General features: G+C 60.4%; 16 protein-coding genes. 7 read left to right on the top strand and 9 right to left on the bottom strand.

Annotated elements, in window-relative coordinates:
- Positions 1–138 precede the first annotated feature (138 nt).
- The 6 genes from VWZ81_RS05670 to VWZ81_RS05645 all read right to left on the bottom strand — a co-directional run bounded on the left by VWZ81_RS05670 (position 139) and on the right by VWZ81_RS05645 (position 5,795).
- On the bottom strand, positions 139–1,194 hold the full coding sequence (locus VWZ81_RS05670; protein ID WP_340545576.1) for a substrate-binding domain-containing protein: 1,056 nt from the start codon (positions 1,192–1,194) through the stop codon (positions 139–141).
- A gap of 223 nt (positions 1,195–1,417) precedes the next feature.
- The gene (locus VWZ81_RS05665; RefSeq protein ID WP_340545577.1) at positions 1,418–2,458 is read right to left on the bottom strand and encodes a sensor histidine kinase; all 1,041 of its coding nucleotides are present in this window, start codon (positions 2,456–2,458) and stop codon (positions 1,418–1,420) included.
- A gap of 49 nt (positions 2,459–2,507) precedes the next feature.
- Positions 2,508–3,665 carry a trans-sulfuration enzyme family protein gene (locus VWZ81_RS05660; protein ID WP_340545578.1) on the bottom strand — a complete coding sequence of 386 codons (1,158 nt, stop codon included), beginning with the start codon at positions 3,663–3,665 and terminating at the stop codon, positions 2,508–2,510.
- Between the two features lie 27 nt (positions 3,666–3,692).
- Entirely contained in the window at positions 3,693–4,214 is a 522-nt protein-coding gene (locus tag VWZ81_RS05655; protein WP_416542287.1) for a gamma carbonic anhydrase family protein, read from the bottom strand.
- Positions 4,211–4,852: a guanylate kinase gene (gmk, locus tag VWZ81_RS05650; protein WP_416534934.1), complete on the bottom strand. Its 642-nt coding sequence runs from the start codon at positions 4,850–4,852 to the stop codon at positions 4,211–4,213. Before gmk ends, VWZ81_RS05655 begins: the two co-directional genes overlap by 4 nt.
- Positions 4,853–4,898: 46 nt before the next feature.
- A complete protein-coding gene (locus tag VWZ81_RS05645) occupies positions 4,899–5,795 on the bottom strand; it encodes a YicC/YloC family endoribonuclease (RefSeq protein ID WP_416542286.1) in 897 nt (298 codons plus the stop codon).
- A 245-nt stretch (positions 5,796–6,040) separates the two neighbouring features.
- Here VWZ81_RS05645 and VWZ81_RS05640 point away from each other — a divergent pair, with 245 nt between their 5' ends.
- Positions 6,041–6,874, top strand: a complete 834-nt coding sequence (locus tag VWZ81_RS05640; RefSeq protein WP_416542453.1) for a PAS domain-containing protein — start codon at positions 6,041–6,043, stop codon at positions 6,872–6,874.
- A gap of 304 nt (positions 6,875–7,178) precedes the next feature.
- Here the strand turns inward: VWZ81_RS05640 and VWZ81_RS05635 are convergent, their stop codons facing one another.
- A complete protein-coding gene (locus VWZ81_RS05635) occupies positions 7,179–8,549 on the bottom strand; it encodes a class II 3-deoxy-7-phosphoheptulonate synthase (RefSeq protein WP_416534932.1) in 1,371 nt (456 codons plus the stop codon).
- A 181-nt stretch (positions 8,550–8,730) separates the two neighbouring features.
- Between VWZ81_RS05635 and VWZ81_RS05630 the strand changes: the two genes are divergently transcribed.
- Positions 8,731–9,735, top strand: a complete 1,005-nt coding sequence (locus VWZ81_RS05630) for a GlxA family transcriptional regulator (protein ID WP_416542285.1) — start codon at positions 8,731–8,733, stop codon at positions 9,733–9,735.
- 82 nt (positions 9,736–9,817) lie between these two features.
- Here VWZ81_RS05630 and VWZ81_RS05625 read toward each other — a convergent pair whose 3' ends face one another.
- On the bottom strand, positions 9,818–10,924 hold the full coding sequence (locus VWZ81_RS05625) for a PQQ-dependent sugar dehydrogenase (protein ID WP_416542284.1): 1,107 nt from the start codon (positions 10,922–10,924) through the stop codon (positions 9,818–9,820).
- Between the two features lie 486 nt (positions 10,925–11,410).
- Here VWZ81_RS05625 and VWZ81_RS05620 point away from each other — a divergent pair, with 486 nt between their 5' ends.
- From VWZ81_RS05620 to VWZ81_RS05600, 5 genes are all read left to right on the top strand, one after another.
- A complete protein-coding gene (locus VWZ81_RS05620; RefSeq protein ID WP_416534929.1) occupies positions 11,411–12,604 on the top strand; it encodes an ABC transporter substrate-binding protein in 1,194 nt (397 codons plus the stop codon).
- A gap of 99 nt (positions 12,605–12,703) precedes the next feature.
- Positions 12,704–13,492 (top strand): ABC transporter ATP-binding protein, encoded by a 789-nt coding sequence (locus tag VWZ81_RS05615; RefSeq protein WP_340545586.1) that lies wholly within the window; start codon positions 12,704–12,706, stop codon positions 13,490–13,492.
- Positions 13,489–14,319 carry an ABC transporter ATP-binding protein gene (locus VWZ81_RS05610; protein ID WP_340545587.1) on the top strand — a complete coding sequence of 277 codons (831 nt, stop codon included), beginning with the start codon at positions 13,489–13,491 and terminating at the stop codon, positions 14,317–14,319. Before VWZ81_RS05615 ends, VWZ81_RS05610 begins: the two co-directional genes overlap by 4 nt.
- A gap of 494 nt (positions 14,320–14,813) precedes the next feature.
- Positions 14,814–15,824 carry a branched-chain amino acid ABC transporter permease gene (locus VWZ81_RS05605; protein WP_416538753.1) on the top strand — a complete coding sequence of 337 codons (1,011 nt, stop codon included), beginning with the start codon at positions 14,814–14,816 and terminating at the stop codon, positions 15,822–15,824.
- On the top strand, positions 15,821–17,143 hold the full coding sequence (locus VWZ81_RS05600) for a branched-chain amino acid ABC transporter permease (protein ID WP_416542283.1): 1,323 nt from the start codon (positions 15,821–15,823) through the stop codon (positions 17,141–17,143). Before VWZ81_RS05605 ends, VWZ81_RS05600 begins: the two co-directional genes overlap by 4 nt.
- Positions 17,144–17,254: 111 nt before the next feature.
- Here VWZ81_RS05600 and VWZ81_RS05595 read toward each other — a convergent pair whose 3' ends face one another.
- Complete coding sequence (locus tag VWZ81_RS05595) at positions 17,255–18,799, bottom strand: helicase HerA-like domain-containing protein (protein ID WP_416542282.1); 1,545 nt, start codon at positions 18,797–18,799, stop codon at positions 17,255–17,257.
- Between the last annotated feature and the right edge of the window lie 174 nt (positions 18,800–18,973).

The raw sequence follows: 18,973 nt of genomic DNA, 5'->3' as shown, positions 1-18,973 counted from the left end.
CTCCGTTTGAGTGGGGCGGAAACTCCGCTCCTGCGGCGCCGGACGCGCCGACATGCAGGGGTATTTCATTTGGTGGTCGTGAAATAGGCCGGGGCAACCCTAGATGCCCCGGCCCGTTGTCTCATTCTGGCCGAGCGATCAGGAATTGCCGCCCATGACCTCTTCTTCGGAAACCACGGCTTGTGTCTTGCTCAGCTCGGGGTCGGCAACCAGACCGTATTCCGCCAGCGGGCCATCGGGACCGGCCACTTCATCGGCGACGAAGAATTCAGCATATTCCTTCAGGCCGGGGATCACGCCGATATGAGCTTTCTTCACGTAGAAGAACAGCGGACGCGATACCGGGTATTCCCCTTCGGCAATGCTCTCGGTGGTGGGAACCACGCCGGACATGGTGGCAACCTGCAGCTTGTCGGTGTTGTTCTCGTAGAACGCCAGACCAAAGACCCCGATACCGTCCTTGTTGGATTCAATCCGCGCCAGGGTCTCGGTGTAGTCGCCGTCGATGTCCACCGACACACCATCGGTGCGCAGCGAGATGCAGGCTTTCTCGGCGGCTTTCTTCTTGGCCTTGTCGCTGTCGCCTTCGGCGTGGGCCAGCAGGTGTTCGAATGCGCCGGTGGCTTCACAGCCCGCCAGGATCACCTTGTCTTCGAAGACTTCACGGGTGCCGTGCTTGGTGCCGGGGATGAAGGCCTGGATGTTCTGTGCCGGGAAGGCGCTGTTGACGTCGGCCCAGGTCTTGTTCGGGTTGGCGACCATTTTGCCATCAACCAGGATTTCGTCGGAGAGCGCCAGGAACCAGTCGGTCGGCGTGTATTCAAAGGCGTTGCCCTTGATGTCATTGGCAAACACGATGCCGTCATAGCCGATCTGAACTTCGATGATATCGGTCACGCCGTTTTCGGCGCAGGCCTTGATTTCCTTGTCCTTGATGCGGCGCGATGCGTTGGCCACGTCGATGGTGTTTTCACCAACACCTTCGCAGAACCGCTTGAGGCCAGCCGAGGACCCACCGGATTCGACAACCGGTGTCGGGAAGTCGAAGTTCTCGCCGAAGGCTTCGGCCACGATGGAGGCATAGGGCAGAACGGTCGAAGAACCGGCAACCTGAACCTGATCGCGCGCTGCCGCAGCAGTGGCAGAAACAGCCGAAATGGCCAGGGCGGATGCGGTGAGTTTCACAAAGGACATCTGTGTCTCCTTGGGTGTCAATTTTCAGGATCATCCCGTGATGATCTTGCGCCCTCACCTAAGGGCGGCGCGTGAGCCTTTTGTGACAGCTATGTAACAGCTGTATGACAAACCCGGATTTCTGGCTGATTTTTGTAACAAAACGCTCCGGGTGCCCCGGTTTTTGTTAATCGCTGGCGGCTGTTGGCGCGGCTTAGGCCACATCGGCGCCCCGGTGGCCGGCTCAGCGCGGCAGGATGACGGTAAAGACGGTGCCAGTGGCGGCGCTGCTTTCAACCCGCAGGCGGCCGCGATGGCGGTTGACGATATGTTTGACAATCGCCAGCCCCAGACCGGTGCCGCCCTGCTCTCGGGATCGGTGGGTATCCACCCTGTAGAACCGTTCGGTCAGGCGCGGCAGATGCACGGGGTCGATCCCGCTGCCGTTGTCGATTACCTCGACCCTGACAGCAGCGGCGCGGACCGCTGGATCACGATCACGGGTCCGCAACCGCAGCGTGACGTGATCGCCGCCATATTTGATCGCGTTCTCAACCAGATTGGTGAAGACCTGCTGCAACTGGTCTGGATCGCCGGTAACGGCGGTTGGCGTCTCCGGTATGTCGAGCGTCAGCTGCACCTCGGCGGCCTCTGCAACCGGCTCCAGCGATTTCAGGGTCGAGGCCAGATGAGCGCCGAGATCCAGTTGTTCGCGCGGGCGCACCCGCTCCTCGCTTTCGACCCGGTTCAGCGACAGAAGATCACCAACCAGCCGGTTCATCCGATTGGCTTCATCCTGCATGATCTGCAAAAACCGATCCCGTGCCGCAGCATCATCGCGTGCAGGGCCGCGCAGCGTTTCGATAAACCCCATAAGCGCAGTGAGCGGCGTACGCAGTTCATGGCTGACATTGGCGACAAAATCACGCCGCATCTGGCTCGCCTGCTCGCGCTCGGTGATATCCGTGAGGCTGATCAGCGCCGCGCCGCCATTCACGGCGCCGATGCCCGGCACATAGCGCAGGGCCACCTCAAACGTGGTGTCCTGTGCGCCATCATTGGACAGGTGACGCGCGGTTTTGGCGCTGCGGTCGTAAAGGCAGCTTTCGATCGCCGTGGCCACATTGGGCTGGCGCAGGATGGTGGCGAAATGGCGCCCGACCAGATTGGCGCCCAGCAGCGTGGTCGCCGCCGCATTTGCGGCGATGAACCTTTCGCTTTGATCGACCAGCACAGCTGGCAAGGGGATGGCCTCCATGAAACCGTTAATCAGATCGTCAGTCATGTGCCCCTCGCGTTTTAGCTGTGCCGGCCGTGTTACAAATCAATTGTAACTATGACATGGCAGCCGCGACCGCTTCGGTGAAGACAGCGCAGAGCGTTGCCGGATCCTCAAGCCCGACCGAGACGCGGAAGAACCCTTCGCTCAGCCCCAGTTTGGCGCGATCCTCCGCGCTGAGGGCGCGGTGCGAGGAAGAGGCCGGATGCGACAGCGTTGTGCCCACATCGCCAAGGGTCGGGGCAAAGTTCAGCCCATCTGCCGCTCGGGTAAAGGCATTGGCGGCAGCGCGCCCGCCCTCAAGCTCGAAGCTGACCATATTGCAGCCCCTGCCCTCCAACAGCGCCATTGCGCGCTCGTGATCGGGATGATCCTTGCGGGTCGGGTAGATCACCCGCTTCACCCCCGGCAGCCCCGCCAGATGGTCCGCCAGCGTCACCGCAGTGGCCTGGGCGCGTTCAAACCGCAGCTCGAACGAGAGCATACCGCGTTCGGCGAGCCAGCAGTCGAACGGGCTGGGCGTCATGCCGGTGGTCACCACATAGACGCTGAGACGGGTGTTGATCTCAGGATCCTTGGCCACGACATAACCGAGCATCACATCGGAATGGCCGGCCAGCAGCTTGGTGATTGAATGGATGACGATATCGGCGCCGTGGTCAAAGGGACGAAAGCCCCGCGGCGTGGTAAAGGTATTGTCCACCACCAAGAGAATATCGCGATCCTTGCAGAGCTGGGCCAGCCCGTCGATATCGGCGACGGCAAGCGTCGGGTTTGATACCGCCTCGACCAGGATCATCTTGGTTTCGGGGCGGATCGCGGCCTCCACTGCGGCCACATCACCGGGATTGGCCAAAGTGGTTTCAATGCCCAGACGCGGCAGATCCTCGGCCATCAGGCGCATCGACCGCCCATAGAGCTGATTGCCGCCAATCACGTGATCGCCGGTTTTCAGCAGGCCCAGCAGAACGGCCGAAACCGCCGCCATGCCGGAGCCGGTCACGACACCGCCGGGCATACCTTCCATCGCATCCAGCCGTTTGGCGACCACATCGGCATTGGGATGGCCTTCGCGGGAGTAGGTATAGCCGTGCACCCGCCCTTCGTACTGGTCATCAAGCGCATCTGGCGTTTCGCTGGCATAGACCACCGACGGGCTGAGCGGTGTCACAACCGGATGGCTCGCGCTGAAGGGCAAGGGATCTGGCCGCATCAGCGACCCTTTGGAATTTCTCACGTGTCAGACCTCTGTCAGTTCGTTGCGAAAACGACGCATGTTTTCCTGGTAGTGCTCAGCGCTCTGGCGCAGCGACTGCACCAGAGCCTCGTCAACATCCCGGACAATCTTGCCGGGTGCGCCCATGACCAGAGAGTTATCTGGGATTTCTTTATTCTCTGTGATCAGGGCGCCCGCACCGATCAGGCAGTTCTTGCCGATCCTGGCACCGTTCAGAATGGTCGCACCCATTCCGATCAGGGAGTTGTCGCCGATGGTGCAGCCATGCAGCATCACCTTGTGGCCGATGGTGCAGTTTTCACCAATGGTCAGCGGGTAACCTGCGTCAATGTGCATGACGCAGTTTTCCTGCACGTTGGAGCCGCGACCGATACGGATCTCTTCGTGATCGGCCCGGATGGTGGAGCCAAACCAGACCGAGGCCCCCTCCTCCAGCACCACAAGGCCAATCAGGTTGGCGTCGGGCGCGACCCAGGTGTCGGCGTGGATGTTCGGGGTCTTGTCGCCCAGGGCATAGATGGTCATGACAGCTCCTCAAATTCGCTTTGCAGGCCGCGCACGTGGTCCATCAGATGCGGCTGCTGGATCCGGCGCAGGCGGGTGGCGGTGATAATTGTCTTCAGCTGTGTCTCGGTCGCGTCGAGGTCATCGTTGATCAGCACGTGGTCATAGCTGCCCCAGTGGCTGATCTCGTCCCAGCTTTTCTCCATCCGGCGGGTGATCGTAGCGGCATCGTCCTGCGCCCGGCTTTCCAGACGACGGCGCAACTCCAAGATCGAGGGGGGCAGCAGAAAGATCGACAGCGTGTGCTGGCCCAGATCTGAGTTGCGGATCTGCTGGGCGCCCTGCCAGTCGATATCAAAAAGCACGTCGCGCCCGCTATCAATCGCCGCCTTTACCGGCCCCTTGGGCGAGCCGTAGAAATTGCCGAACACATGAGCGTGTTCCAGCATGTCGCCTTCGCTCACCGCAGTTTTGAAGGCATCGGTGGTGATAAAATGATAGTCCTGCCCATCCACCTCGCCCGGGCGCGGGTTGCGCGTGGTGGCGGAGACGGAGAATTCGATGCTGGGATCCCAGGACCGCAGTCGTTTTGCCAATGTGGATTTCCCGGCCCCCGAGGGCGAAGAAAGGATGATCAACAGGCCGCGCCGATCTGCCATGGCGTGCTCTCCTTATGTCTTATGACGTTGTTGTTATTCTGTGTCGTTATTCGATGTTCTGGACCTGCTCGCGCATCTGGTCGATCACCGCCTTCAGCTCAAGCCCGACCGCCGTCAGATCGCTGTTCTGCGCTTTTGCGCAGAGTGTGTTGGCCTCGCGGTTGAATTCCTGCATCAGGAAATCCAGTTTGCGCCCGACCGCCCCGCCCTTGGCCAGAAGGTCACGCGCTGCCGCAACATGGGCGGTGAGCCGGTCCAATTCTTCGGTGACGTCGGATTTTACCGCCAGAAGCGCCAGTTCCTGCGCCAGACGGGTTTCATCGACGCCGTCGCTGTTGTCCAGAACCCGCGCAAGATTGGTCCGCAGGTTTGCGGCAACCTCATCCTTGCGCGCCTCGGCGCGGCGTGCGGCCTCATCGCGCAGCGTGCTGATCTGGTCCAGTTGGTCCATCAGCACGGTCTTCAGCGCGGCGCCCTCGCTGGCGCGCATGTTAACAAAGTCGGACAGGATTGCGGCGAAATCTGCGCTCAGTGCCGCCACGATCGGGGCGGGATCATCGGCACTGCTGGCCTGCTCCAACACGCCGCGCTGCGCCAGAAGATCGGCCGCCGTGGTCTGTGCCAGCACGATGCCCGCCGCATCGGCCTGACGCTCCACTTCGGCAATTGCCTGCAACAGCGATGCCAGCGCCGGCTGGTTGATCTCAAGCGCGCTTGCGGCGGCTTCGCTGCGGCTGATGCGCAGGGTCATGGAGACGTTGCCGCGCGACAGCGCCGTGCTCAATTGGCCACGCAGGTTGGTCTCAAGCCCCTCCAGCCAGTCCGGAATGCGCAGCCGCAGATCCAGCCCCTTGGCGTTGACCGAGCGCAATTCGCACGACCAGCTATGGGCGCCGATGCTGCCCTGTCCCGCTGCAAAGCTCGTCATTGAATGGATGGTCATGTCCTGCTGCCCTCCGAGGCGCCCAAGGCGCAGTTTTGCGTGGTCAAAGGTTTACAAACGGGCAGCCGACAAGTCCATAAGCGCGCGGTCCTATCCTAAAGTGTTAACCATTGATTAAAGAAGTAGTCCAAAATTGAATAAGATTGTGGCATGTTAACTTCAGGATAACCAATTCGGCATTAATCGTTAGGCAACCAACTTTAGCTTGGCGCATGACCCAGCCGGATCCAGCGAGGATGACAGCGATGTTTTTTGGCGGCCGCAAAGATAACGATCAGACCGATGGTCAAACTAAGGTTGTGGCAATGGACCGGTTCCGTGCAGCGGGATCGCTGTCGCCCATGCGTCAGGCGGAGGCCTATTGGACTGCCCTGCGCCGGGGTGATGACATTCCCAGCCGGTCGCAGATTGACCCGCGCGGGCTGGAGAACATCCTGCCCCAGACCTTTATTCTGGAACGGATCGCGCCCGGTATCGCCCGGTTCCGTCTGGCCGGACAGCGGGTGAATGAAATGGCTGGCATGGAAGTGCGCGGCATGCCGATCACCGCTTTCTTCACACCGGAGGCGCGCAAACAGATGAGCGCGGCAATGGAAACCATGTTCGACACGCCCGCCATCATCGAACTGACGCTTCAGACCGAAAACAACCGTCTGCGCGGCGCACGTGAGGCGCGTATGCTGCTGCTGCCGCTGCGCAGCGATCTGGGCGACATCAGCCGTGCGCTGGGTGTTTTCATCTCCGAAGGCAACCCGACCGGTACGTCACAGCGGTTCTCCATCACCGAAACAAAGATCCGTCAGGTCAGCCATAAGGGCGACACCCCCTTTAAGGCCAAGCCACGCGCCGCTGATCCGATCGCACCCCAGCGTAAACCGCAGGACGTCAACACACCCAATCCGGGGTTTGCCGAGACGCAGGCGCGGTTTGAGCCAGAGCCGAGCGTGATGACCGAAGCGCGTTCGCTGATTGAGCGCAGCCGCCAGATGTCGAGCGCGAAGGACGTGGCACCAAAGGCCGAAAAACAGCCCACCAAGAAGCGCGGCAGCCACCTGCGACTGGTGGTCAGCAAAGACTGAGGCCTGAGACGGCACAGCATATTCCCGAGATACTTTCGCGCTACTGGACATAGCTAGAAAGCAGACGCCCCGCGACAGAAGGTCCGGGGCGTTTCCCTTTTGTCAGATGCGCAAACGACCCTGTCGCCATGTCCAAGGTGCTGCGCCCACGGGGCTGGTGGCGTCTTGCGGATCGCTGCCGAAACTCTGGCTAAGGTGCATCAGCAACTTCTCCCAACCCTTTGAATAAAAAGACCCTCACCCGGATGGGGTGAGGGTCCATTGCTAGGTGCCATCCTGATGATCAGGGTGGATCTGTGGGTGATCAGCCGGCTTGACGCTCCGCGGTGCGGGCGCGCAGCTGCGAGACTTCTTCCGCAACGAGGAAGGCCAGCTCCAGCGACTGGCTGGCGTTCAGGCGCGGGTCGCAGGCCGTGTGATAACGGTCGCTGAGATCCTCATCGGTGACTGCGCGCACGCCGCCGGTGCATTCGGTGACGTCCTGACCGGTCATCTCGAAATGCACGCCGCCCGGGATGGTGCCCTCTGCGGTGTGGATCGCAAAGAAGTCGCGAACCTCGCGCAGGACGCTCTCAAACGGGCGGGTCTTGTAGCCGGTGGAGGATTTGATGGTGTTGCCGTGCATCGGGTCGCAGACCCAGGTCACCTTGGCGCCCTCTTCCTGAACCGCCTTGATCAGGCGTGGCAGGTGTTCGCCGGCTTTGCCTGCGCCAAAGCGTGCGATCAGGGTCAGACGACCTTCCTCATTCTCCGGGTTCAGCTTGGCCATCAGAACCTTCAGATCCTCGGCCGTTGTGGTCGGACCACATTTCAGACCAATCGGGTTCAGCACGCCGCTGCAGAATTCCACGTGTGCGCCATCCGGTTGACGGGTCCGGTCGCCGATCCACAGCATGTGGCCGGAGCCAGCCAGCCATTTGCCGGAGGTCGAATCCAGACGGGTCAGCGCCTCTTCATACTCCAGCAGCAAACCTTCGTGGCTGGTGTAGAAGTCAACCGACTGCAAGGTGTGCGCGGTATCATTGTTGATGCCGGCCGCCTTCATGAAGTCGAGCGTATCGGTGATGCGATTCGCCATTTCACGATAGCTTTCGGCCTTCTCGCCCTCGGTAAAGCCCAGCGTCCAGGCGTGGACCTGGTTCACATCGGCATAACCGCCGGTTGAGAACGCCCGGATCAGGTTCAGCGTCGCGGCGGCCTGAGTATAGGCCTGTAGCATCCGCTGCGGGTCCGGCACGCGGGAGGCCTCGGTGAAGGCCAGATCGTTGATGATGTCACCGCGGTAGCTGGGCAGCTCGACGCCATTCACGGTCTCTGTCGGTGCGCTGCGGGGTTTGGCGAACTGGCCCGCCATGCGCCCGACCTTGATCACCGGAACCTTGGCGCCGTATGTTAGCACCATCGCCATCTGCAACATCACCTTGAAGGTATCGCGGATCGCATCGGCGCTGAACTGGTCGAAGCTTTCGGCGCAGTCGCCGCCCTGAAGCAGGAATGCCTCGCCCCGGCCGGCCGCGCCGAGGTGTTGTTTCAGCCGTCGCGCCTCACCGGCAAATACCAGCGGCGGATATTTTGACAGCTGAGCCTCAACAGCCGACAGCGCGTCGGCGTTGGTATATTCTGGCATTTGCACCCGCGGTTTTTGGCGCCAGGTCGATTTTTGCCACTCACTCATAGCTGTGTCTCCGCATAAGAGGTCTCAAAGTTAACGAACGCCATCTATACGAAATCACACTCCGGCTGACCAGTTTAGATTTGCAAAGTCTTGACGACACCGCGAAGCTATGAACACGGTGCCCGAATTTCGCAAAATCCGCCCTTGCGAAAAACAGAAATATTGAATGAGGACGCTGGCCATGCAGACGCAGAGCAAGCCAACACCAAGCCCGAACAAAGGGCCCCAATCCCGGCGTTATGCCTTTGTTTTGCTTGACCGTTTTACGATGCTGTCTTTTGCCTCGGCGCTGGAATGTCTGCGAATTGCCAACCGGATGATTGGCCGCGAGGTCTACACCTGGATGCTCTTGGCCGAAGGCGGCGGCACGGTCAGCTGTTCGGCCGGAACATCCTTTCAGGTGGATGACGACCTGATCGAACTCCAGCGCGATGACACAATTCTGTTGTGCTCCGGTATTTCGGTGCAGGAAGCCACCACAAAAAAACTGCTGTCCTGGCTGCGTCGCGAAGCGCGCAAGGGGTTGAAGGTTGGCGGGCTGTGCACGGCGTCATATGCGCTGGCGCGCGCGGGCCTGCTGGATGGCAGACGTGCCACGATTCACTGGGAGAATGCCGACAGTTTCAACGAGGAGTTTGACGAGGTCGAGCTGACCAAATCGGTCTTTGTCATCGACGGCAACCGGATGTCGACAGCCGGCGGCACCTCCTCCATCGACCTGATGCTGAAGCTGATTGCCAATGATCACGGCGAGGATATCGCCAATTCGGTGGCCGATCAGCTCATCTATTCATCGATTCGGACCGATCAGGACACGCAGCGCCTGTCGATCCCGACCCGGATCGGGGTGCGCCACCCCAAATTGTCGATGGTGATCCAGATGATGGAAGCCAATATCGAGGAGCCGATCAGCCCCTCGATTCTGGCGCAGAATGTCGGCATGTCGACCCGCCAGCTGGAGCGGCTGTTCCGTCGCTATCTCAACCGATCTCCCAAACGCTATTATATGGAACTGCGGTTGCAGAAGGCGCGCAACCTGTTGATGCAGACCGATATGAGTGTGATCAATGTGGCGCTTGCCTGCGGGTTTGCATCACCTTCGCATTTCTCGAAATGCTACCGGGCGCATTACGACACGACGCCTTATCGCGAACGCGGCAGCAAATCGGCCCCGCCGACGTTGTGACCCGCGCCCCTACCGGATCAGGCCTATGCCGGATCGACACAGGATCAACAATGGATCGGCCCGGGGCACGGTTCGCGCCGGTTCAGCGCGACAGGCGGTAGAGCGCGCCATTGGTCTCGGACAGGAACCAGATGCTACCGTCCGGGGCCTCGCGCAGGTCCCGGATGCGTCCTGTCTCATCGCCCCTGATCTGCTCAACCTCCGCCAGTGGTTGCCCGGAGAGCCGCGCGATATAGCCGAACTTGAGCGAGCCGACAAAGATATCACCGCGCCAGTCCGGCCACATGCTGCCGGAATACACCAGCAGGTTTGAGGGCGCCATCGAGGGGTCCCAATAGTGGGCCGGCTGCTTCAGGCCCGGCTTTGTGGTCCCTTCGCCGATTTTCAGCCCTGAATAATGCCGGCCGTAGGCGATGACCGGCCAGCCGTAATTTGCGCCTTTCTCGATCAGATTGACCTCATCCCCGCCACGGGCGCCATGTTCAACAGACCAGAGCTGGCCATCGGCGGCAAAGGTCAGTCCCTGGGGGTTGCGATGCCCGTAAGACCAGATTTCCGGCTGCGCCCCTTTCTGTTTGGTAAAGGGGTTGTCGCGCGGGACGGATCCGTCGGGATTCAGACGCAGAATGCTGCCCTGATGTGAGGTGAGGGATTGGGCAGATGGCCGGTCGCCGCGATCACCCAGAGTGACATAGAGAGTTCCGTCAGGCCCTTCTGCCAGCCGCGATCCGAAATGGCGCCCACTGTCGGCGGGTGGCGCGGCGACGAAGATGTCCCGCAGCCCCTCAAGCTGGGTGTTGCGCCGGGCGAGCTGCCCGGTGGCCACCGCTGTGGCAGAGCCTCTTCCAAGCCGTTTCGAATAAGAAAGATATATCCGCCGGGTTCTGTCAAAATTGCGCGGAATCAATACGTCCAGCAGCCCGCCCTGCCCCTGATCGAGCACTTTCGGAGTGCCTTTGACGCGGGTCAGACGGCCGGCCGCCAGGTGCAACAGGTCACCGTCTTTTTCAGTGATCAGCACCGAGCCATCAGGCAGGAAATCAAAAGCCCATGGGATATCCAGCCCGTGGGCCATCCGCTCTACCTTCAACACTCCGTGATCGCTGCTCAGCGTCTGTGCCGAGACCGCGGTGCCAACGGTGGCCAGCAGGGTTAATGCGATAAAGCGCTGTGCCAGGGATGCCAGCATCGGCCGGATCTGTCGCGTCTGGCCGGTCGGTCTTTCCGGCTGACAAGCCGACGATTGCCGTCGCCGGGGTCGCATCGCCTGACACGATGGGTTGACTTGGAGCACTCTAATAACAGACCTCCCCATATGCATGACGCCTCCTGCGCAATTCCGTGATCAGACCCTGGGGGGAGCGGTCCAATGGCTCATATTCATGCTATTCGACCGAATTTAGCGCGAATTTTCTATTTGGCCAGCTTTTGTGCCGCCCGGCATGAAATGCGACGCGGATCTGGCGACTTGCGACGAGCGCTGCGGTGAGCTGATCCCCGATGCCCAAGGGGCGAGCGGCCGTTGGGTCATCTACCCCATTGGGAACATTCCATTCTCCGTAACCGGGGCGAAAAAACCTGCGACATGTTGGCGCTAGAGGACTTCCCTTTTTTACCACGCTTGCCTAGGGTCCGATTTGAACAAATATGTTCCAACAAATGGGAGTTCACAAAAATGAAAAAAATGATGATGGCGACAGCCGCCGCTGCCCTGACTGCTGGCACTGCGTTTGCGGGTGGCCACGCCAAGGAAGTGAAGCTGGGTGTGCTTCTCGGCTTTACCGGGCCGATCGAATCCCTCGCCCCGGCCATGGGTTCCGGCGCTGAGCTGGCGATGGAGGAAGTGACCAAATCCGGCAAGCTGCTTGATGCGGCGACTGTCATTCCGGTGCGCGCAGACACCGGCTGTATCGACAATGGTCTGGCGACGGCAAACGGCGAGAAGCTGGTTGCTGACGGTGTCAACGGCATCATCGGCGGTGACTGCTCCGGCGTGACCGGCGCGATCCTGCAGAACGTCGCGATCCCGAACGGCATGGTGATGATCTCGCCGTCGGCCACCTCGCCCGGCCTGTCGACCATGGAAGACAACGACCTGTTCTTCCGCACCTCGCCCTCCGATGCCCGCGAAGGCCAGGTGATGGCCGAAGTGCTGAAAGAGCGCGGCGTCAACTCCATCGCCCTGACCTATACCAACAACGACTACGGCAAAGGTCTGGCCGACGCGATCAAAACCTCCTTTGAGGAAGTCGGCGGCGAAGTTACCATCGTGACCGCGCATGAAGACGGCAAGGGCGACTATTCCGCAGAAGTCGCCGCACTGGCGTCCGCTGGCGGCGATATTCTGGTTGTTGCCGGCTACCTGGATCAGGGCGGCCTGGGCATCATTCAGGCCTCGCTCGACTCCGGTGCCTATGACACCTTCGGTCTGCCCGGTGGCATGATCGGTGACACCCTGCCCAAGAACATCGGCCCGGATCTTGATGGCTCCTTTGGCCAGATTGCCGGTTCCGATAGCGAAGGTGCGGCGATCTATGCTGAGCTGGCCAAAGCCGCAGGTTTCGACGGCACCTCCGCCTATTCCCCGGAGAGCTATGACGCTGCCGCGCTGTTCATGCTGGCAATGCAGGCCGCAAACTCCAAGGATCCGGCCGACTATGGCTCCAAGATCCTTGAAGTAGCCAATGCGCCCGGTGAGAAGATCAACCCCGGCGAGCTGGGCAAGGCCCTGGAAATCCTCGCGAATGGCGGCGACATCGACTATGAGGGTGCGACTGGCGTAGAACTGATCGGCCCCGGTGAGAGCGCAGGCTCCTACCGCGAGATCGAAGTCAAGGACGGCGCCAACGCCACCGTGAAATTCCGCTGATCCCGTAAAATCGGATCGAACCAAGATGATCAGCCCGGGTTTTGCCCGGGCTGTTCCAAATTCAAAAGCCGTCAAAAAGACGGTGGGGGATGAAATGACATGATCGTCGTCGAGGACTTGCACAAGCACTTCGGCGGGTTCCATGCGGTTGATGGCGCGTCGCTGGAAATCGCTAAGGGCTCCATAACCGGTTTGATCGGGCCAAACGGCGCCGGAAAAACCACTCTTTTCAACGTGATTGCAGGCGTGCTTGAACCGACCTCTGGCCGGGTCACCATGGACGGTGAGGACATCACCGGCCTGCCGCCGCATGAGCTGTTCCACAAGGGGCTGCTGCGGACGTTCCAGATCGCGCATGAATTTGCGTCGATGACCTGCCGCGAGAACCTGATGATGGTGCCAAGTGCGCAGTCGGGTGAGACGCTGTGGAACACCTGGTTCGGCCGCAAGCGCATCGCGGATGAGGAACGCGCGCTGCGGGCCAAGGCAGATGAGGTTCTGGAATTCCTGACCATCAGCCATATCGCCGATCTGAAGGCCGGTCAGGTCTCGGGCGGGCAGAAGAAACTGCTTGAGCTGGGCCGCACCATGATGGTGGACGCCAAGATCGTCTTCCTCGATGAGGTGGGCGCAGGTGTGAACCGGACCCTGCTCTATACCATTGCCGATGCCATCAAGCGCCTCAACGAGGAGCGCGGCTATACCTTCGTCGTGATTGAGCACGACATGGAGTTCATCGGGCGCCTCTGCGACCCGGTTATCTGCATGGCCGAGGGCAAGAAACTGGCTGAAGGCACGCTGGATCAGATCAAGGCCAACGAGCAGGTGATCGAAGCCTATCTCGGCACCGGCCTGAAAAACAAAGATAAACTGGAGGCTGGAGCATGAGCGACAATCCCTACCAGAACGATCACGGCAATCGTGATGCCTCGATCACCAATCCGCATGGTGTCGGAACGATGCAGCCTGCCCACAGCAAAAGCGGCCCCACACGCAAGGTGGACGGTGGTCCCTTTCTGATCGGTGACACGATGACCGGCGGCTACGGCAAAGGGCCGGATATCCTGCACGACTGCACCATTGCCGTCGATAAGGGCGAGATCGCCGTTATCGTTGGCCCCAATGGTGCCGGGAAATCCACCGCGATGAAAGCGGTGTTCGGGATGCTCGATGTCCGCGCAGGTGCCGTGCGTCTGGACGGCGAGGATATCACCCTGCTGACCCCCCAGGACCGGGTGATCAAGGGCATGGGGTTTGTGCCCCAGACCAGCAATATCTTCACCTCGATGACGGTTGAGGAAAACCTGGAAATGGGTGCTTTCATCCGCACCGATGATTTCCGCGATACCATGGAGCAGGTCTATGAGCTGTTTCCGATCCTGCGTGAAAAACGTAACCAGCCGGCGGGCGAACTCTCCGGGGGTCAGCGCCAGCAGGTGGCCGTTGGCCGCGCGCTGATGACCAAGCCAAAGGTTCTGATGCTGGACGAGCCGACAGCAGGTGTGTCGCCCATCGTCATGGACGAGCTGTTCGACCGTATCATCGAGGTGGCCCGCACCGGCCTGCCGATCCTGATGGTCGAACAAAACGCCAAACAAGCGCTTGAGATCGCGGACAAAGGTTACGTTCTGGTACAGGGCCGCAATGCCTACACCGGCACCGGCCAAGAGCTGCTCGCCGATCCCGAAGTGCGCAAATCTTTCTTGGGGGGGTGACCGAGTATGCCTCTACTAAGAAAATCGGCTGTAATAAACCACAGTCGAGCTCTCGTTATCTGTACGGCACTTAGCCCTGCTGCTGCTCTTGCTGACCAAGCTGGGACTAACCTCAGCTGCTACTTGGAACCTAAGTGCACTTCTGTTCTGGAATGCACCACCAACGATGCTGCGGACTGCAAGACGGTTCAAAGGTGTCCGGCCGATCCCATCGAAATGAAGATCACCCTTGCGGTGCTTTCAGAAGATAGGGGTGCCGGTGGCGGTCTGGCTCGTTTCGCTTGGACACAAGGAGACTCGGAAGAGTTTGTTTCACTTGCCCCGTTTCTGGAGCTTGGTTCGTCCATAAGGTTCGCAGAGGTCCCTCCAGCCGACACATCCGTAGACAGCTGGATGATACTCATGAGCGGCGACAATGTCTCACTCGATGAAAAAAGTGCCAGAAGGTATCCCTCCCAAGTGACATATACCGGCACCTGCCAAGAGGATAAATAATGGACTTCCTCAACGCCCTTGTGGCGCTTACAAATTTTGTCGGGGTTCCGGCAATCGCTTACGGCAGTCAACTGGCGCTTGGTGCGCTGGGTGTGACGCTGATTTATTCGGTGCTGCGGTTTTCGAATTTTGCCCATGGCGACACTATGGCCTTCGGCACGATGGTGACCATCATCGTGACCTGGTGGTTGCAGTCGATGGGCATCAGCTTTGGCCCGCTGCCAACTGCGCTGCTGGCGCTGCCGCTTGGCATCGTGAGCTGTATGCTTCTGATGCTGGTCACCGATCGCACCGTTTATCGGTTCTACCGGACACAGAAAGCCAAGCCGGTGATTTTTGTCATGGTGTCGCTGGGCGTCATGTTCATGATGAATGGCCTTGTGCGATTTGTCATCGGGCCGGGCGATCAGCGGTTTGCTGACGGCGAACGCTTTCTGATTTCCGCGCGGGATTTCAAGGCGATGACCGGCCTGAGTGAGGGGCTGGCGATCAAGACCACGCAAGGCATCACCGTGATCACCGCAGTGGTGGTTGTCGCGCTGCTGTTCTGGTTCCTGAACAAGACCCGCACCGGTAAATCCATGCGCGCCTATTCCGACAACGAAGATCTGGCGCTGCTTTCGGGCATCAACCCGGAGCGGGTGGTGATGTATACATGGCTGATCGTTGCGACCCTCGCGACCATTGCCGGCGTGCTTTATGGTTTGGACAAGTCTTTCAAACCCTTCACCTATTTCCAGCTGCTGCTGCCGATCTTTGCCGCCGCTATCGTTGGTGGTTTGGGCAGCCCGGTCGGGGCCATCGCTGGTGGGTTCATCATCGCGTTCTCCGAGGTGACCATCACCTATGCCTGGAAGAAAGTGCTGACCTACGTCGTTCCGGAGTCGTTCGAGCCTGATGGCCTCGTCCAGCTTCTGAGCACGGATTACAAATTCGCCGTGTCCTTTGCGATCCTTGTGGTCGTGCTTCTGTTCAAGCCCACGGGCCTTTTCAAAGGAAAAGTGGTATGAGCGAGACAGTCAAAACCTCCCTGCTGTTTCTGTTTGTTGGCATTCTGATCCTGCTTGAGGGCAGCACAAGCTTTCTGTTTTTCTCCGGATCCTGGAACTCGGCTCTGGTGATCCTCAACATGGGGTTGGTCTCTGCGATCATGGCGATTGGCGTCAATCTTCAGTGGGGCTTTGCCGGTTTGTTTAATGTCGGCATCATGGGCTTCGTGGCGCTTGGTGGTCTGGCCGTTGTGCTGGTTTCTACCGCTCCGACACCGGGCGCGTGGAGCCAGGGCGGTGTCGGGATCATCATGGCACTGGCCATGGGGGCGATGACGCTGGTCGCGGCCGTTGCAACCATGCGGATGGTGCCTGCCGGTAAGCTGCGTATTGCGGTGCTGCTGGCGGTGCTGATCCTCGGCTTTGTGGTGTATCGCGCAATCTTCGATCCGGCGGTTGCCGGGGTCGAGGCGATCAACCCGGCGCTGGAGGGCAACCTAGGCGGGCTGGGTCTGCCGGTGCTTCTGGCCTGGCCTGCGGGGGGTCTGCTGGCGGCCGGCGTTGCCTGGCTGATCGGCAAGACGGCCCTCGGTCTGCGGTCTGATTATCTGGCGATTGCGACGCTTGGCATTGCCGAGATCATCATCTCGGTGCTGAAGAACGAGGACTGGCTGTCGCGCGGCGTGAAAAACGTCGTCGGACTGCCCCGGCCCCTGCCCTATGAGGTCGATCTGCAGAATGATGCGGAGTTTGTCGCCAAGGCGGCGGACTATGGTCTGGATCCGGTTCTGGCCTCCACGCTCTATGTCAAGCTGGGCTACTCGCTGCTGTTCACCGTCGTGCTGCTGGTGCTGCTGTGGATGGCGCAGATGGCATTGAAGAGCCCCTGGGGCCGGATGATGCGCGCCATTCGCGACAATGAGGTGGCAGCCGAGGCGATGGGCAAGGATGTGACCCGCCGCCATCTGCAAATCTTCATCCTTGGCTCTGCGATCTGTGGCATTGCCGGGGCTATGATGACCACGCTCGACAGCCAGCTGACGCCGGGCACGTATAATCCCTTGCGCTTCACCTTCCTGATCTGGGTGATGGTAATTGTCGGTGGCTCAGGCAATAACTTTGGCGCGGTGCTGGGAGGTCTGCTGATCTGGTTCCTGTGGATCAAGGTTGAGCCGATGGGCATCCTGCTGATCGAGACCCTGACCGCAGGCATGGCCGACACCAATGCGCTGAAGGTTCATCTGCTGGAAAGCGCGTCGCATATGCGTCTGCTGACCATGGGGCTGATCCTGCTGCTGGTGCTGCGCTTCAGCCCCCGTGGCCTGATCCCCGAGCGCTGAGGTCGCAGATCCGCGACCGGTCTGACAATCGGACCTATGGAAACGCGAAACGCCGCCCGTGGATATGCTCCCCGGGCGGCGTTTTGTTTTGCTCTGACAGGTCGGGCCGGCTCACCGCCCCTTGAACAGACCGCCGAGGATGCCGCGCACAAGCCGTCGACCGGTGGTGCCTTTCAATTCCTTGATGACCGCCTCGGACATGGCTGAGGCAAAACTGTCGCGTGGTTTTACCCGCCGCGCGGAGGACCGGCTGACCCGGCTGCCAGAATAGCGCCGCCCGGCGTTATATTCGCGTGCCATCGGTTCGGGTGCCGCTTCGGCGTAATCTTCTGCGGCCTCAGCCTCGGCGGCGGCTTTTGCGGCGCGTTCCGCCAGGATTTCATAGGCGGACCGCCGGTCGGTGGTCTGGTCATATTTCCCGGCCATGTCCGAGCTCTGCAAGATTGCCCTGCGGTCCTCAGCGGTGATCGGGCCGAGTTGAGAACTGGGCGGGCGGATCAGCGTGCGCTCAACAACGCCGGGGACACCTTTTTTCTGCAACATCGAGGTGACCGCCTCACCGACGCCGACCTCGCGGATCGCCTCCTCGGTGGAGAACCGTGGATTCTCACGGTAGGTTTCGGCCGCCATGCGCAGGTTTTTCCGGTCGCGCGCGGTAAATGCCCGCAGCGCGTGCTGGATGCGATTGCCAAGCTGGCCGAGAATGTCCTCCGGCACATCCGCGGGGTTCTGCGTGATGAAATAGATCCCCACCCCCTTGGAGCGGATAAGGCGCGCCACCTGTTCCACCTTGTCGATGAGCGCCTTGGGAGCATCGTCGAACAGCAGATGCGCCTCGTCGAAGAAAAACACCAGCCGGGGCTTTTCAGGATCGCCAACCTCTGGCAGCTCCTCGAACAGCTCGCTCAGCAGCCAGAGCAGGAATGTTGCGTATAGTCCCGGCGCCGCCATCAGTTTGTCAGCGGCGAGGATATTGACCATGCCACGCCCGTCAGCGGTGCCGCGCATCAGGTCGCTCAGCGCCAGGGCCGGCTCGCCAAAGAGCTGCGCCCCGCCCTGGTTCTCCAGCACCAGCAGCCGCCGCTGGATTGCCCCGATTGAGGCTGTGGAGACATTGCCGTAGCGCAGCGATAGCTGCGCGCGGTTTTCACCCACCCAGACCAGCAGCGCCTGTAGATCCTTCAGGTCCAGCAGCGCCAGACCTTCCTCATCCGCGAGACGGAAGGCGATGTTCAGGATGCCCTCCTGTGCCTCGCTCAGTTCCAACAGCCGCGCCAGCAGCAATGGCCCCATCTCTGCCACGGTCGTCCTGACCGGATGCCCCTGCTCACCGTAGAGGTCCCAGAAGGTGACCGGACAGGAATGGTAGCGGTAGTCGTCAAAGCCGATCTTGGTCGCCCGGCTGGTAAAGGCATCATGTAGCTTATGGTCGGCGCTGCCGGATTTCGCCAGGCCGGACAGATCGCCCTTCACATCCGACAGGATTACCGGCACGCCGGCATTGGAGAAACTCTCGGCGAGGATCTGTAGCGTGACCGTCTTGCCCGTGCCGGTTGCTCCGGCGATCAACCCGTGACGATTGGCATATTTCAACGCCAGCGCCTGTGGATCGGCATAGGCTTCGCCACCGCCGCCGATAAAGAGTTTGTCCTGCATGATCTGCCCCTGACTGTTGTGATCCCGCGAAAAATGCGATCGGTCTCAAATGAAAATACAAAATTAACCTTTGAATGCGAGAGTGATAATTGCCCGTCGACCATCATGCGGTTGTGTCGGCGGACATTTCCTCCCTGTCAGACTGGGCCGTGCTTCGGGCACGGCCTTTTTTTT

This window comes from Phaeobacter sp. JH20_34 (assembly GCF_048056095.1).
GTDB lineage: Bacteria > Pseudomonadota > Alphaproteobacteria > Rhodobacterales > Rhodobacteraceae > Phaeobacter > Phaeobacter bryozoorum.
The sequence above is the reverse complement of the archived record's forward strand: the minus strand, read 5'-3'. Positions and strand labels throughout refer to the sequence as shown.

Excerpts from the sequence above, each read along its gene's own strand:
- VWZ81_RS05670 (WP_340545576.1), bottom strand. The coding sequence starts at position 1,194 with ATGTCCTTTGTGAAACTCACCGCATCCGCCCTGGCCATTTCGGCTGTT.
- VWZ81_RS05665 (WP_340545577.1), bottom strand. The coding sequence starts at position 2,458 with ATGACTGACGATCTGATTAACGGTTTCATGGAGGCCATCCCCTTGCCA.
- VWZ81_RS05660 (WP_340545578.1), bottom strand. The coding sequence starts at position 3,665 with ATGCGGCCAGATCCCTTGCCCTTCAGCGCGAGCCATCCGGTTGTGACA.
- VWZ81_RS05655 (WP_416542287.1), bottom strand. The coding sequence starts at position 4,214 with ATGACCATCTATGCCCTGGGCGACAAGACCCCGAACATCCACGCCGAC.
- gmk (WP_416534934.1), bottom strand. The coding sequence starts at position 4,852 with ATGGCAGATCGGCGCGGCCTGTTGATCATCCTTTCTTCGCCCTCGGGG.
- VWZ81_RS05645 (WP_416542286.1), bottom strand. The coding sequence starts at position 5,795 with ATGACCATCCATTCAATGACGAGCTTTGCAGCGGGACAGGGCAGCATC.
- VWZ81_RS05640 (WP_416542453.1), top strand. The coding sequence starts at position 6,041 with ATGTTTTTTGGCGGCCGCAAAGATAACGATCAGACCGATGGTCAAACT.
- VWZ81_RS05635 (WP_416534932.1), bottom strand. The coding sequence starts at position 8,549 with ATGAGTGAGTGGCAAAAATCGACCTGGCGCCAAAAACCGCGGGTGCAA.
- VWZ81_RS05630 (WP_416542285.1), top strand. The coding sequence starts at position 8,731 with ATGCAGACGCAGAGCAAGCCAACACCAAGCCCGAACAAAGGGCCCCAA.
- VWZ81_RS05625 (WP_416542284.1), bottom strand. The coding sequence starts at position 10,924 with ATGCTGGCATCCCTGGCACAGCGCTTTATCGCATTAACCCTGCTGGCC.
- VWZ81_RS05620 (WP_416534929.1), top strand. The coding sequence starts at position 11,411 with ATGAAAAAAATGATGATGGCGACAGCCGCCGCTGCCCTGACTGCTGGC.
- VWZ81_RS05615 (WP_340545586.1), top strand. The coding sequence starts at position 12,704 with ATGATCGTCGTCGAGGACTTGCACAAGCACTTCGGCGGGTTCCATGCG.
- VWZ81_RS05610 (WP_340545587.1), top strand. The coding sequence starts at position 13,489 with ATGAGCGACAATCCCTACCAGAACGATCACGGCAATCGTGATGCCTCG.
- VWZ81_RS05605 (WP_416538753.1), top strand. The coding sequence starts at position 14,814 with ATGGACTTCCTCAACGCCCTTGTGGCGCTTACAAATTTTGTCGGGGTT.
- VWZ81_RS05600 (WP_416542283.1), top strand. The coding sequence starts at position 15,821 with ATGAGCGAGACAGTCAAAACCTCCCTGCTGTTTCTGTTTGTTGGCATT.
- VWZ81_RS05595 (WP_416542282.1), bottom strand. The coding sequence starts at position 18,799 with ATGCAGGACAAACTCTTTATCGGCGGCGGTGGCGAAGCCTATGCCGAT.